Here is a 15,621-nt window from a genome sequence, read left to right on the forward strand (position 1 = left end):
GCGAACATGGCCATCGGCGTTCACCAACGTCCAATGACTGTAGCGGAGGCTCATTTTCCCACCTCCTGATCCGGAAGACCAAGGATGTTGTCCCCTGCTTCAGCTCGAAAAAACGGGAGGAGCGCAGTTCGGATTGTTGGCTGCGGCAGCGGTGATGCCGGGGTGAGATGACGGCTCCTTTGGCCAGTTGGCCGATACCGACAGGAGCCTCACCATGTCACACCAAACTTCAGACATCATCACCCCGAAAGCCCTGTTGCTCGATGAGCGGCTGACGCCATTGGAGCGCAACGCCTGGCTGACTTTCCGTGCGCTGGCCAGCAGCGATGGCACCGTGGTCCTCAGCTACGACGCACTACGCAAATACCTGCCCAGCGCACCGGGCAGCAAGCGGGCGGCCCTTGAAACCGTGTCCAGGGCCGTGCTGTGCTTGCGGCTGTCCACGTGGATTGCGCTGGTCGAGTACCGCCGCAACCCGATGACCGGCTTTTCCATGGCCAGCCGTTATGCCGTGCGCAATCAACCGCTGACCTTCGTCGAAGCATGCCTGGAAGACGACGATTACCTGCCGTTGCTCGAACGGGCACTCAACCATACCAGTGCGACGATTCGCCATTTGGCTCAGTCCATCCTCAACGAGGCCATGCGTTCTCCCGACAAGCTGCAGATGTTGCCTGCGGCGGTGCGTGAGCGGTTCGAGCGGCTGCGGCGCAATGATGATGATCACGATCCTGGTGGCCCAGGTGGGCCAATTCCACGCGACGGTCGCCAGACCATCAAGAACGGGCACGTCGAAGCCGGGGAGGACATTCCGAAGTCCGCACCGCCATCCACTGCAACAGTACGTGCTGTAGAAAAAGAAGTATTAAAAGAAGTACATACGTACCGGCCACGGTCCGACGTACAGGCATGCAGGTCGGATTTGCCAACTCGCTTCAGGCAACTGCCGCAAGATCAGCAGCAGATCCTCTTGGCGCGTCTCAAGGGCCTGCCTCTGGAGCAACGCCAGGCCGTGCTGGCTGAGTGGGACGTGCGTTGCGAAACGGGTTGTGTGCATAACGCCATCGCCTACCTTTATGGGCTGATCAAGAAGGCGGTAAACGGTGCGTTCAAGCTGTGGGCGGCGCGCAAGCTTGCCCCACAGCAGGCCCCTGCACAGGCGGTCGCCAGCGGATTACCCGCCTCGGCGCCTACTGCTCCTTCACCGCCCGTCGTCCAACCAGCCAAACCCGCGTCTCGCGAGGTAGTGCAGCGACAAATGGAACAGATTCGGCGCATCCTGCAGACACCACCCAAATCGGTCGGGCAGATCATCGAGGACCTGGCTTGCAACGGAATGCAGCCTACACGGACCAGGGGGTTGTACGTCACTGGAAAGCTCGAATCACTTGGCACAACGTAAGGCATGACCTTACACTGAGAACATGGTGAAACCGGCGTTTGGCCGGTTCCTGTCACGGGGGAATTCACGCCATGCCCATGTACGATCCACCGCATCCTGGCGAGTCCCTGCGCGAGGACGTGTTGCCTGCCATCGGCCTGAACATCACCGCCCTGGCCGAACATCTTGGCTATTCACGGGGCCAGCTCTCCACTGTGTTGAACGGCCGCGCGGCCATCAGCGCCGACCTGGCCCATCGGCTGGAACTGGCGGGGCTGGGCTGTGCGAGCCAGTACTTGAGAGAGCAGATCGCCTACGACCTGTGGCAGGCTAGGCAGCGGCCCCATCCGCTGATCAAGCGTCTGCGCACCAGGTGAAGTCGCTGGCTGCGCCACTACGTGTGGAACTGCATCAACCGATTCGGTTGAAAGTCTGCTGCAACTGGCGATTTCCGCTCTGGGGCCGTCACTGCCCGCCGCAGTGACGGCCCGGCGAACCGCAGCAACAATGCGGGGTGGCGAAGCTTCCTATTGAATGCGGCGCACGTGATGATGCCCCCGCATACTAGCCTTGCAATGACCTGCCGGTGGGTATGAACACCGGAACCCTGGCGCGGGGCAGCAAGCGCCACATGGAGCATCGCCATGCTTTCCATGCCGTCCCTGTACGGTTGCCTCGATAGCGCAGGTTCCTGCAAGCGCTGATCCGGTTCACTGGACGGAACCATCCCAGGCACACCCCAAGCTCATTCGGTATGCCGCCCTACCCATGGGCAGAGCTTTCCTCATCTTCGGTGCGCTTCATCCCACCATCTTTGTCGCCAGGCGTCATTTGGCGTTTTGTCATCCAAGGCGTTCGTTGCCGGTCGCCTCGACCTGGCACGACATGCCTGCACCTTTTTCCATCACCCCACAGGAGGTATCCATCCCAGCACATCGCGTTGTCGTCCCTTGTACTTCCTCCGCCTGGTCTTCTCACAGGAAGCACGGCGGATGCCTCATTCGAGGCCACAGGTGAACTGAGCACCTGGCCCTTGCCCTTCGGGGATCTCGCCTTAGCGAGTTGGCACAAACACTGACCCTTGTATCTCAGCCGGATAACCGACAACCGATGGAGGAACGCTCCGATGGACGACCTGACCTATACCCTGCGACAACTCTGCCTGCGCAACCGCGACGGCAGCCATGCGACTCAGGCTGACCGGCAGCGCTCGCTGAGCCTGGCCGCTCGCCAGTTGCGTGAGGCGGGCTTTCGGCAGATGCGTGCCACCTCGCTGAAGGGCAAGCATGTCGAAGCCCTGCTGCAACGCTGGCAAACTGAAGGCCTGTCTGCCGGCACGCTGAAGAACCGTATGGCGCATTTGCGCTGGTGGGCCGAGAAGGTTGGCAAGGCAGGCATCCTGCCGGCAGACAACACCAAGTTGGGCATTCCCGAACGACGCTATGTGACCAATGAAAGCAAGGCTAAGGAACTGGGTGATGGGTCGGACAGGATCACCGACTCTCATGTCCGCATGAGCCTGCGTTTGCAAGCCGTTTTCGGTTTGCGGCGGGAAGAGTCCATCAAGTTCCAGCCCCGCTATGCTGACCGTGGCGACCATATCGCCATCAAGGGATCATGGGCCAAAGGCGGGCGCGATCGGACGGTGATTATCACGATGCCGGAACAACGTGCGGTACTGGATGAGGCCCATCGCTTGGCAGGCCTGGGATCACTGATTCCATCGCACAAGACCTACATCCAGCAGCGGCATGTCTATGACGGACAGTGCAAGGCGGCAGGGCTGAGCAACATGCATGGGTTGCGGCATCGGTATGCGCAGATGCGGTATGAGGTATTGACGGGATGGAGGTCGCCAGCGGCGGGCGGCCTCAGTACGGTGCAATTGGATTCGTCTCAACACCTGCTGGATCAGCAAGCCCGACAACAGATCAGCCGTGAACTGGGACATGAGCGTGCGAAAGTAACGGCGATCTATCTGGGAACGTGAGATTCCCATCGGGCAATCTCTTGCAACACGAGCTGCTCCCAGCAATTTGACGGATCAATCCTATGAATCACCCCTGGCGAGCACAAACAGATGCCGCTTTGCGCGTGTTGCAGCGACGTGCAATAGGCAACGTTCGGAAACCTCCGTGTCGTCTGTGACACCGACATCTTCGTCATGGCTGAACTGCTCGGCATACTGCCTAGCGCCGCGATAGCCAGCCAGGATGACGATGTCAAATTCCAGTCCCTTGACGCGATGCATGGTGGCCAGTCGGATACCCGTTTCCGCAGGATCATCCGTCGTGCCGTGATCCAGCCTGAGACAAGCTACACCGCGTTGCCGCAAGGCCAGTGCCAGTGCATCCAGATCTTCATTGGTGCGGGCCGTGACGCAAATGCGCCGGGCCTCGATATCATCGGCTTTGCCATGTTCAACTACGGACAGGATGTGCTCCACGTCCTGTTGCAATGAAGCGGATGGAAAGACTTCTGGCAAGTCGCCGTGGGTCAATGACCGATAGCCGCGCAAGCTGTCGATGTTTCCATCCAGGTCGTCGATCTCGATACCTTCCAACTGCGCGCAGGCCCAACGTCGAATCTCATCGGTGGTCCGGTAGTTGACCTTGAGGGTACGGCTGCGACCTCTTACCTCGATCCCCACCTGTCCAAGCGTCACCTTGTGACGATAGATGCGCTGGTGGGCATCGCCGACGATGAACAAATCGTTCTCGGCCGTGGGCACAGCCGTGCGAATCAAGGTATAGGCAGCGACGCTGATGTCCTGCGCCTCGTCCACTACCATGGCCCGAATGCCCAGTTGCGGCTTTTCCTGCACTATCAGTTGGCAGGCTTCCCGGAAGGCTTCTTCCGGCTCGCGAAGGTTGGCCGCGTGCAATTGCGCTCGATATTCGGCAAACACCGGCCACAATGCCTTGCGCTGCAAACGGCCCAATTGCCCGCCACGTCCGATGCGACGGGCGCGCATGTAATCCTCCGCCGTTTCGCAACCTTGGGGCAGGATCACGCGCTCGTACTCCGCCCTCAGGAAAGCGGTGCTGTAGGCAGAGCCTGCGGGCAGCGCGGACAAGGCGGCTTGCCAGAAGCCACGTCGCTGTTTCTCGTCATAGAGCAGCGCATAGGGATAGCCGAAGCGGCGCAGCAGGCCTGACGCCCATTGATCCAGGTTGACCACCTGGATTTTGGCCAATTCCTGCGGCGAGCACAGTAGAGACAGGTTGTGACGGATGTCTTCGGCCAACGTGCGAGTAAAGGTGGTGAAGATGACCGGGCGTCCTGGAAGGTCTGCATATTGCTTGGCCAACCACCTGGCTCTATGCATGGCAACCACCGTCTTGCCGGTGCCGGCGCCACCGGTGACCTTGACGGGACCGCTCTTGTTGCCTTCCACCAGTTTGCGTTGGCTCGGATGCAGGAACACGCGCCAGCGCTCCAGTGGGGCGGCCAGTAAAGCGTCCAGATCACTGTCATCAGTAAGGACCACGAAGTGACGCCGTGTGCTGTCGCGCGTCAAAGCCGCGCCAAAATCTTGGGGGTCGACCGTTTCGGCGGGTGCCCGCTCGGCCAGTATCCTGTCCAGCGGCTCGCCGGCGGCAAACAGATACAGGGCCTCGAAGGCTTCATCCGGCAACTGCGCTTCGAGGGCTTCCAAGTCGGCTTCCGATACAGCCGCTCGCACGGCTGCCAGGCGTTCCTCCGGCACGCCCAGTTTACGGATTTCCCGGTCGCGCAGGCCCGCAAACAAGCCCTCGCTCGGGAATGCTTCGGCCAAGGTTGTCTCATCGGCGGTCAGGGATTGCGTTTCCTGTACCGCATAGACTTGCAGGCTGCCCACGTCCGGGTGAATCGCGACGCGGTGGCGCCTGGCCCACTGATAAGCATCGTCGTGACGATCCACCCACAACAGGCAATACACATCACCTGTTTCCGGTTTGAGGATGATGCCGCGCAGATTGTCGTTGATGCGCACCGAGCGCATGTTGGTATCGGCGGCATCATTGATGCGCTCGTAGTTGATACCGCTGGCCAGCGGGTTCTGCCGGAACTTGGCGACGAAGGTCAGCACCGCCTGTTGGTTCTGGCGCGGAATCCTGGCGAACGATTTCAGAAAGTCGTCCGACATGGCGATCTTGGGTGAAAGTGCCATTTCAATGTTCCTTCAAGCTATCCAGAAGCGCCTGGGCTGGCGCGTCCTCGGTTGCGATATGGATCGTCCAGCCTTCTGCCTCGAAGCGGGACGCATCGGCCTGGTAATCGGTCAGCAGTACGGCGATCTTCAGGCTGACCCAGGCCAGCTCTGCCTCTGCCAGTACCCGGCCGCGTTCGTCGATCAATTCGAAGCCGACTTCCGGCAGCGGTGCTCCTGCATGCGCCAATGCAAGCAACCATGCCTGCACATCCGGGCTGGCCAACTCCAGTGCCGTTTGCCAATGACTGTCGAACGTCTGCTCTGCTTGGCGCAGTGCAGGGCTGGCCTGGAAGCTAGACAGGCCGGCCATCTCGTCATGGCCTGCCCAAAGATGGCGCAAGGGCAACAGCAGGTTCAGGCACTGACAGAGATGGCGCCAGCGCCGTTGCAGATCGAGCTCCGGTATATCTTCCGGTTGCCACTGCACCAGCACCACAGGCTCTGCGGGTGATGCTGCCTTGCCGGTCATCCATTGCTGCAACTGCTCCGGCGACAGGCCGGCCAGCCATTGCACGGCCGCGTTCCAGGTGCGATGGCCCCAGCGGTGCGTACGGGTGTCGGGTAACAAGCCATAGTCGTCGAGCCGACAGCGGAAGGCGCCTTGCTTGAAGCCTTGCAAGGCAGCGTCATCGCCAGGTGGCACCAGCATGGCCGCACCCAGGACGCCGGCGAGGCGGCGCAAGGCATCGTGCTGTCCCGCTGCCAGCCGACGATGCAGTTGCAGGAAAGGTGACAAGCGGTGGAAGGCGGCCAACGAGGCGATCCCCTGAGCCTCGCATAGACGTGTGACCACCTGATCGGCAGGCCCGAGCAGCAATTCGTCCCAGGCTGTGGAATCCGGGGCCGGTTCGGCACGCAGCGCCGCGTCAATGTCGTCCCAGGTCAGCGTCCAGACAGCGAACCGCCCGCTCTTGGCCACAGCCATGCGCTTGGCCAGATCTTCGACCACGATGTGCTTGTGGTACTGCCAACCATCAGTGAATACCGCGACGGGCAAATCGTCCACGCCGTCGTCGGGCCAGAAAACGAAATCCGGTTTGCATGGCACGACGACACCCTCGCGCTCGCCGAGTGCCACCTGCAATTCCAGACGCCAGCGGCGACTGCCTGCCTGGACCAAGTACCCATGTTTGCCGCCGACGAGCTTGTCCTTGAGCGTGAAAGTGACACCATCATGCTCTCGCCGCAGCGCTTCAAGAAATCGCTTTTCCAGCGTGCTTTCCAGCAGGCTGTTGTCCGGCTGCCGGGAAAGGTTGTCGATAGGCTTCAGCTCTGCGCGATGCTCAAGAATCTGTGCCAACAGCTTCTGCGCCACCGTGCGCGAGATGGCTTGGCGTTCATGACTGTTGCGGTAGCGATACATGCACCGATAGCAGCCGTCGGCGGTGTCGTCCTGGTTGCAGGTGCAGGTGTTCAATGCGTTAGCCGCCAGACTGAACACTTCAAACAGCGGAGCCGGGTCGCGCATCAGTTCCTTCAAATATCCGGTGCCGCCCGGCACGCTGTCGTAGATCACCAGATAGGTCCGCGCCGACTCCGAGTCTGCCGCCATCCGCACGTCGGTGGCGATGCGCAGGTGCGCCACCGCCCCCTTGAAGCGTTTACTCAGCCCCAGTTCCAACGCGGAGATGAAGCTCAGCAAGGCTTCCTTGGATTCGGCAAATCCGACCTCGGGCAGGAACAGCCGGATACCTTCGCTGGCGAACTCCCGGTACAGGAAGATGCATTGCTGGACGCTGGCCTCAGGCGTCTTACGGCGTGAGCACCAGGGGGCATGGTTGCGATAAAGTTCTTCTGCCTTGCGGCGACGCTGTAGCGTGCCGCACTCCGGGCAGATGGAGAACCCCGGGCGACCCCGCTCCTCCCCAGCGATGGTCATCGGCGTTGCATCCACCGTCTGCTCGCCGAAGTTCACCTCGCGGAATGTCACCCGGTCGAGGAATTCGAACCCGAACGGGAAACCCGGGTTGTCGATGGCGAACGCCTGGCGCACCGCTTCCGGCGGGCTGTCCACCAGCGCCTGGCGCACGTAGAAACCACGTGTGCGCTCGTCGGAATCGTCGGCGATCCGGCTTTCGCGGTCCAGTGTGCGCGCAAACACTGTAGTCAGGCGCAGCATTTCATGGACCCGCCCGGTGTCGCGCCACTGGCCGTCGCCGCAGCGCGGGCATTGGTGGTGCCGATCGCCTGCCGACAAAGGCTCTGCGTAGGAGCATTGGCGGCACAGACGCCAGGCCTCCGGTTTGACGCGGGAAACATCCACCTGGTTGATGACCACTCGGCGGCCTTCGGCATAGAAGGTGTTGTTGGGCGCCAGCTCGGTGATGGCGGTTGCGCCGGGGCGCTCGTATTCGAAGGTCAATGGCTCGGCAGGCGGTCCTTCCCGGCGGGTGTCGCGCACGATGATCGAGCGCAGCAGCACGCCTTGTTCGGGGAAGGCATAGTTGGGCAGCAGGCCTTCGTCGGTGAAGACGTTCAGGGTGGCCTTGCCCTCGATCCCACCGATCAGGCGCGCCAACGCCGCACGTTCCTGGCGCAGGGTTTTCAGCTCTTCCTCCTGTTCCTCGCCGCGCACCGGAAGCTGCTCTAGCTTCTCCACTTCCTTGGCGGTCTTCTCGCGCAGACGCTTGATCTGTGCCACATCACGGGCGATACCCTGCAGCTTGCTGACGATCTTGAAGGTCAGAGAGCTTTCCTCGTCCTGCCGACCATTGACGAAACGTGCCAACCACTGCCGGGTGGCTTCGGTCAGGATTTGCCCACCGCCTTGCTGGAACAGCGCCAGGAAGCGATCCAGCAAGCTAGCCCGGTTTGCCTCCACATACTCCAGCCAGGGGAAGGGAAAACGCGTCGTCGCACCGTTGTCCACCGCGCTGAGCACCATGCGGATCTCCTGCGGAATCAACGCGCTCCGACCCCGTTCGCGCACCCAGCAATCCAGCGTGAACGCCGTCAACTGGCGCTCCAGCACCGCCGAAGCATTGAGGAACACGCCCGGTGCCGGCACGCTGCCGGCGATCATTTCCTTGGGATCGGCCCAGAAATACAGGTCGTGCGGTTTGCTGGCTGCCATGGTCAGCAACAAGGCATTGCCGGTACTGCGTCCCGCGCGTCCCGCCCGCTGGATGTAGTTGGCCTGCTGCGGCGGCACGGAACATTGCAGCACTGCCGACAGGTCGCCGATGTCGATCCCCATCTCCAGCGTCGGCGTGGCCGAGAGCACATTGATGTTGCCGGGAGCGTGGCTATCGGACTTGAAGCTGTGCTCCACCCGCTCGCGCGTGCCGCGTGGCAGCAGGCCGGTGTGTTCGTGAGCGACCACGCGCTGGATGTCCGCACGCAGATACAGGCCGCGGTAATAGTCGGCATCGCCTTCCGCCAGCGTTTCCAGATGCCCTCGGCAGCCGGGATGCCGGCAAGGCTGCCCGGCAAGCGAAACTTCAGTCCCGGTGCGCCACTCGCTGCGGCAGGTGTCGCAACGCCAAGCGCGACTGCCCAAGGAAACCAGAAAAGCGCCCGGCTCCAGACCCCACACGCGAATCTCCGGCTTGCCGTCTGCCTGTTCAGCGCCGAGCAAACCCACCTCGGCCAGTGCCTCGAACGCCAGCTGATACAGCGCTGGCAGTAAACTGTCAGCGCCCAGAGCCAACGCATGCAGCGGCGTCAGTGCCTTGAAGGCCCATGCGCGATACCACTTAGCATGGCTGCCCAACACACCGACGCAGCGCTGGTAATCGACCAGGCTCACGAAGCGTGGCGGACGCGGGCCGGACAGCATTTGGAACTGCACCGGATTGCGCTTGTAGACCCACGGTCGGTTGCCGACCTGTGCATAGAAATGCAGGCCAGAGTCGCGCCAGGCCCCCAGCCGTTGCATGGATTGCACGATGCCTTGCAGGAATACCAACAGGACATCCGCCGGCACATCTGCCAGCGGTTCCAGCGTGGCCCGCAGGCGTGGCGACATCCACTGCACGGCCGATGTCAGTGCCTGTGGTGGCGGTTCCACGCTGGCGGTCCCGGTAACGGTCAGGCTGCGGCCGATATGGGCATCCTGGCCGAACTCGGCATTCAGTACCCACGGCAGGATGCGACACAAATCCTGCGGCAACTCGCTATTGGCTGGCAGCGTACCTTCGCTCATCAGCGTTTCAAAATCCCGCAGCCAATGCAGTTGCGGCGGCAGGAAGTTGGCCAGGTAATGGCCCTGCCCCATTGCGGGCAGCCAGTGGTCCTCGAAGGCCTGCGGCAGTTGCGCCAGCGTCAGCGGTTCCCCGGCCTGCTGCGCCGCGGCGATGACCTGGGCCACCGCTGGACGTAAGTTCAAGCGCCAGGTCCGGGCCGCCAGGAAGCCCGCACGGTGTGCCGCGTCCTGCACGGAATCGGAAAATGCAATCAGCTTCTTGTCCGGGTTGAAACGTGAACCGAACAGTTGCGCCAGCATTACCGCTGCCAGGCTGGCCGCTTGCGAACCGACGATGGACAGCGTCTTGTGCCCGCCGCAGTACGGGCAGTCATGATGGGAACGGGTATAGCGGGCGCCGTTGCGCATGCCTTCGCGCAGGTTGGCGGTCACATCGACATCCACCAGCGCGACCGGGTCCTCGGCACAATCGCAGTGCGTCTGCCCCAACGCATGCAGGGTACCGCAGCGCGGGCAGACCTTCTTGTGCTCGAACACCTTCGGGTCCGCGCTTTCGCCATGGGGGAACAGAAAGCGGGTGCTGACATCCTCGGCGAAGAAGGCGCTGTAGAACTGCTGGATGTCCTGGCTGAACTGGTTCGGACTGGTCCTGGGCAAGGTGGCGCCCCAGCCTGTGGCGTGGCAGTCTCGGCAGTGGATCACCGGCAACCAGACCTGTGCCTGCTCGGCCTTGCCCAGATCGTCGTGATGGGTCAGTCGAGGCGGGTTGTCCAACGAAGCCACCATGCGGCGCAGTTCGCGTAGCCAGAGCTCCACTTTGACCTGCAGGAAGAAGGCTGTGTCCTGTTCGCCGCGCACCGCATCAAGCGACACGCCACGAGGCTGGCGCGCATGCGCCACCAGCGCCAGCAGGCTGCCCAGCCACAGCAGCGGATAGCGCGCGTCGGCATGTGGGGGCAGGCGGCGCGCCAGTACCGCCAGCAGATCGTCCAGCGCTACGGCGCGCGGCCCCAGGCGCTCCATATCGCGCAACAGGTTCTGGAAGGCGAAATGGCTTTTCAGCATTGCGCCCAACCGACAGCGCCAGCCCGCATCGACCACTTGTTCGGCACTGTACGGGGTGCCGAACCACAGTGGCACCTGGGCCGCCAGCCAGGGCTGCAAGCCGTCATGGGCTGCCGGGTCCAACACCGACACGGCGTCCGGCGGCGGAGATTGGGTGAACTCCACCACGGCATCCGCCAGATAGTCCGCCACCGGCTCGCGGTCTTCGGCGATCACGGCGTGGTCATCCAGCGTCTCACCGAAGATCTGGCCGGCAAACGCCAGCAAATCCTGTTCGCCATCGCTGCCCAGCGTGGCCGAGGTGCCCACGCACACCAGTTGCTCCGGCGGCGTCTCCAGCCGGCCCTTGAGGCGGCGGATCAGGCAGGCCAGATCCGTGCCTTGGGCACCGTCGAAGGTATGCAGCTCATCGACCACCAGATAGCGCAGCGTATCCGGCTGCTGCCGCGCCCACAGCGGCGCATCGGCGGCACGGATCAACAGGAAATCCAGCATCTTGTAGTTGGTCAGCAGGATGTCCGGCGGGTTTTCGCGCAGCGCGTTGCGGTCGGTGATGATCGAGAAGCTGCCATCGGCCAGTTGCTGCACGCGGGAGGATTCCTCGGCTGGAGCCTCGCCCACGTACAGGCCAGCGCGGATACCGGCCAGGGCTGGTGTGCGCAGGATCTCCTTGGCCAGTCGGCTGGCCTGGTCCGAGGCCAGCGCGTTCATCGGGTACAGGATGATGGCCTTGATGCCCGGCCGGCCCAGTTCCCGTTGTTCGCGGCAATGCTCCAGGATTGGATAGAGGAAGCACTCGGTCTTGCCTGAGCCGGTGCCGGTGGCCACCAGAGTCGATCGGGCCTGCTCGCCGGTCAGGCGGGCGAACGCCCGGCCCTGGTGAGCATGGGGGACGAAGCCCGGCGGTAGCCAGCCGAACGCGGGCTGGTTCCTATCGGCCTGCTTGCGGAACGGCAGCGGCAAAGTCAGGTACGGTCCCTTGAACACCCGATCGCGGTCGGCCAGGAAGCGCTGGATCAGACCATCGAAGCCCGGCGTGGTAGCCGGGAAGGCCGCGCGCAGGAAGTCGGCGACGCCTTGGGTGATTTGCTGGGAAACGATCAAAGGTTGCATGCAATCTCTCGCCGAAAGGTTGCAAGCTCATCCCAAAAGGTTGCAAGTCCAAGGTTGCAAGCTGCCTCACTCGCCGTCCGAGCATGGGGGGATTGCATAAATCCCCCCATGCTCGGACGGGAATCCCCCCATCCTCGACCTGCCGGTTCCGTCAGCAAGCGGCACGATACTTTGATCCGCATGGCTCCCACTGCTCCTCAATCCAAATCAGAACTCGAAACCCGTCTGGGTACTTTCGCCTGTATCTAAACCAAGAGCGCTCTTTTCCTTCCCATCCGCCTTCTTCTCATCCTTAGGGGCATCCACCCCTCTGCTCAACCTGTATTTCACGGGCGATCGGGTTTTGACGACGACACCCTCTGCGCCCGCCTGCTTCAACCATTCGGAAAGCTGCTTCGGCTTAATTTCCATTTCACTTTGCAGTTCCTTTAAGCTCAACGCCTGCTCGCGCAAGAGTGCATCGAGACGAAGCAAGAAACTCTCATATGGGGTTTCTCCCGATTCGGGCTTGTTTGTCGTTGCCGAAGCAGTCCCTGCCTGCTGATCGGAGCCTTCAGCACACACTTCCTGCTTCGCATCCGAAGCCTGCGCAATACTGGATGCTGCGCCATGCTCAACTGTTAGCCGCATTGCGTATGCCTCCACCCCCTCAGCGACATGAGGCGCAACTGAGGGAGCTGTGGCCTGTGTATCGCTCAACTGCCGCACATGGAAATCCTCGGGAAGCCAGTTCGCCCCCTTATCCACCAGCGCCTTGTTGCCGGGAACATGGCCTTGTCGCACCCACAGCGGCACCCAGCCTCGCTTAAGATCTTCGATGGCACCGGCCCAGGTGCCACCCTTGTTCTCGGTGGCAGCGATCACAATGGCCGCATCGGACAAGCAATAGATGTACTTGTTACGAGCCATCGCATTGCCCGCGTTGAATCCAGCTTCCGGATTGAACGGAGAAACCAGGGCCAGATCGTTGCGCATTAGTGCCTTGCGATATTTTGCCGACGTGCAGGCGCGCAGCAAAGAATCGGCCAGCACGCCAACTGCCATGCCCTCGGATTCAAGCGCCCCCAACATGGCGGCTTCATCTGCGCCACGCGCACCACCGGAAATCACGGCCTGCCCTTGATGGGCGATATTCCGGCCAAGCCTTCCCGTGAATGCCACTTGCGCATCATCCAGGTCACGCGATCCGACCACCGCAATTCCGCCCCGATTGAGCAGATCCCGGTTACCGGCACCAAACAGGACGGGCGGTGCGTCGTTCTTCAACCAATGTTTCCAACGCTTCGGGTAGTCCGCATCCGATCGGGTCAGAATCCACAGGCCCGCTCGCTGCCATTTCTCCAACGCGATGCCCAAAGCCGCAGAGCGACCCAGCAGCTTGCCGATGCGCTCAAGTGTCACCTTCTTGTCCTCGAACCCGGACAGCAATGACGCCACATCCGACACCCTCAATAGATCGGCTGGATTCCGGCCTGTGTCACGCAGGAACAGGGCAAAGCGCCCCCATTCCGTCGGCGTCAAGGGCGTCGCACCCGACGGATCCTGTTTCCCCAACCATGCCGTCAGCAGCAAGATCGCCTGGGCTTGTTCACTCAATTGCATCTCAATCTCCATCGCTGGTGGCCGCCAGCGCTACAGGAAGCACGGCCGGACAACCTGCCTGCCGCAGCAAAATAGCCGCCACGGTCAGCGTCCAGGCCGAATCCACCATGTCATCCACCAGAAGAACCGGACCGGCCGGCACCTGGCCCTCCACACCGAACACGCCGTCGAGGTTGCTGCACTGGTGGTATCGGTTCTGTTGGAACTTCTGTTGTTGGTTGTCGCGCCGCTTGGTGATCGCCGGATGAAACGGCAGCCCCAGCCGTTGTGCCAACCGGCGGCTGAAATCCGGCACGAGTTCGGGGTGATTGCGCGAAGGAATGCACGTCACCCAGGTCGGTGCAGGCTCCGGACGCCAACGGTTCCGGATCATCTCTGCCACCGCTTCTACCAGCTCATCCCCGAAGTGGCCGGCCTGCTTGCCCGCTTCCACCACCGTACCCCAGCCCGCATCGCCCCAGCGTGAAAGCACACGCCCAGTTTCCGCCCGCAGTGCTTGCGGAATGGTGTTGAAATGGAAGCCGTATAGCGGAAACGCGCCGGCCGCGATCTGCTTCTTGCATTCCAACGGGAACTCCGAGTGCCTCAGGAACTGAGCAGCCTTCACGCCCAGTGCTTGCGGGAATGTCTCTGGCACGATCGATTGCCCCAGGCACGATGCGCATTTGCCGCATGGGCCAGGTGAAGGATCGTCCAGCACACGGGCCAAGAACTCCATCTTGCAGGACGTGGTTGCCATGTAATCCTGCATTTCCTGCCATTCCTGCTCGCGGATGCCGGTCAAGCGGCGGATGTTCTCCACATCCAGGCGATAAGGCACCGGCGTGCGCACCCAGCGCTTGTCTTGCTTGATGACTGGTGCCGGGTTCTCTACCGAAAGGTATTTCAAGACATCACCGATCCGGCCGTGACGGACATTCAAACGCTGCTCCAGATCCCGTTCGGTCAGGCCATCCGAATTCTCCAGCGCCTCCAGCAAAGCCGATACCTGCCGCTCATCCGGAAAGGCACTGCGGCGGAAAAATTCGTGGATGCGCGCATCTTCATCGCCAGCCAGCAGGATGCCCAGCGCACGGTTGATGCCACGGCCCGCGCGTCCCACCTGCTGGTAATAGCCGACGATGGAACCCGGTGACTGGTAATGGATGACGAAGCCAAGATCCGGCTTGTCGTAGCCCATGCCGAGCGCCGTCGTTGCCACAAGTGCTTTCAACTGGTTGCGTTGCAAGCGGTCTTCCAGTTGCTCCCGCCAGACATTGGTCTCTTCGCCATCAGGGCCGATTGCTCCGCTGAAATAGGCTTCGGCCAAGATGCCGTTTTCATTCAGCCATCGCGCAACCTGCCCGGCATCGCGCTGGGTCAGCACATACACGATGCCCGAACCATGCATCTGCGGGATATGGTGGGCCAGCCACGCCAGACGCGCCGCCTGATCCCCCAGCCGTGTTGTTTGCAGTGCAAGCGACTCACGCATCAACGAGCCACGCAGCACGCGAATGTTGCCCAGTTGCCCAACGATGTCGTCAACCACCCGGTCATTGGCGGTGGCCGTGGTGCCCAGGATCGGCAGATTGGATGGCATGCGTTGCAGCACGTTGACCAGGCGCCGGTAGTCCGGGCGGAAGTCATGGCCCCAGTCGGAAATGCAGTGCGCCTCGTCCACCACGAACAGCCCCAGGTTCTGCGCGAGCGGCAGCAGCACCTCCTCGCTGAACCTGTCGTTGGCGAAGCGTTCCGGCGACACCAGCAGCACGTCCACCTGGTTGGCCAGCACCTCCTGGATCACCTGCGGCCATTGATCGGCATTGGACGAATTGATCGTCGAGGCCCGCACGCCTAGCCGCTGCGCCGCATCGATCTGGTTGCGCATCAGCGCCAGCAGTGGCGAGACGATGATGGTCTGGCCGGCACCCGCATCGCGCAGCAGGCGCGTGGCGATGAAATACACCGATGACTTGCCCCAACCGGTACGCTGCACCACCAGCAGCTTGTGCCGGTGATTGACCAGGGCGTCGATGGCCTCCCACTGGCCGTCGCGGAAGTGAGCCTGCGGCTGGGCAAGGGCGCGTTGCAAATAGATTTCTGCTTGTTCGCGGGTAGCCATGCTTTCTCCCTTGATCT

Annotated in this window: 7 protein-coding genes; 3 read left to right on the forward strand and 4 right to left on the reverse strand. The window is 62.1% G+C overall.

Features of this window, described 5'->3' with window-relative positions; all coding sequences use genetic code 11:
* Window positions 1-214 precede the first annotated feature (214 nt).
* The 3 genes from DNK34_RS13665 to DNK34_RS13675 all read left to right on the forward strand — a co-directional run bounded on the left by DNK34_RS13665 (window position 215) and on the right by DNK34_RS13675 (window position 3,371).
* Window positions 215-1,402 carry an STY4528 family pathogenicity island replication protein gene (locus tag DNK34_RS13665; RefSeq protein ID WP_131176147.1) on the forward strand — a complete coding sequence of 396 codons (1,188 nt, stop codon included), beginning with the start codon at window positions 215-217 and terminating at the stop codon, window positions 1,400-1,402.
* Between the two features lie 71 nt (window positions 1,403-1,473).
* A complete protein-coding gene (locus DNK34_RS13670) occupies window positions 1,474-1,758 on the forward strand; it encodes a HigA family addiction module antitoxin (RefSeq protein WP_131176148.1) in 285 nt (94 codons plus the stop codon).
* Between the two features lie 749 nt (window positions 1,759-2,507).
* Complete coding sequence (locus DNK34_RS13675) at window positions 2,508-3,371, forward strand: phage integrase N-terminal domain-containing protein (RefSeq protein WP_131176149.1); 864 nt, start codon at window positions 2,508-2,510, stop codon at window positions 3,369-3,371.
* 60 nt (window positions 3,372-3,431) lie between these two features.
* On the opposite strand, the gene DNK34_RS13680 is transcribed toward DNK34_RS13675, so the two are convergent.
* The 4 genes from DNK34_RS13680 to DNK34_RS13695 all read right to left on the reverse strand — a co-directional run bounded on the left by DNK34_RS13680 (window position 3,432) and on the right by DNK34_RS13695 (window position 15,604).
* Window positions 3,432-5,534, reverse strand: coding sequence for a UvrD-helicase domain-containing protein (locus DNK34_RS13680; RefSeq protein ID WP_131176150.1), 2,103 nt, complete (start codon window positions 5,532-5,534; stop codon window positions 3,432-3,434).
* 1 nt (window position 5,535) lies between these two features.
* Window positions 5,536-11,898, reverse strand: coding sequence for a DEAD/DEAH box helicase (locus DNK34_RS13685; RefSeq protein WP_131176151.1), 6,363 nt, complete (start codon window positions 11,896-11,898; stop codon window positions 5,536-5,538).
* Window positions 11,899-12,105: 207 nt separating this feature from the next.
* Window positions 12,106-13,500: a DNA-processing protein DprA gene (locus tag DNK34_RS13690; RefSeq protein ID WP_131176152.1), complete on the reverse strand. Its 1,395-nt coding sequence runs from the start codon at window positions 13,498-13,500 to the stop codon at window positions 12,106-12,108.
* 1 nt (window position 13,501) lies between these two features.
* Window positions 13,502-15,604: a RecQ family ATP-dependent DNA helicase gene (locus DNK34_RS13695; protein ID WP_131176153.1), complete on the reverse strand. Its 2,103-nt coding sequence runs from the start codon at window positions 15,602-15,604 to the stop codon at window positions 13,502-13,504.
* Window positions 15,605-15,621 lie beyond the last annotated feature (17 nt).

Source organism: Phytopseudomonas dryadis (assembly GCF_004327355.1).
In the GTDB taxonomy this organism is placed as follows: domain Bacteria; phylum Pseudomonadota; class Gammaproteobacteria; order Pseudomonadales; family Pseudomonadaceae; genus Aquipseudomonas; species Aquipseudomonas dryadis.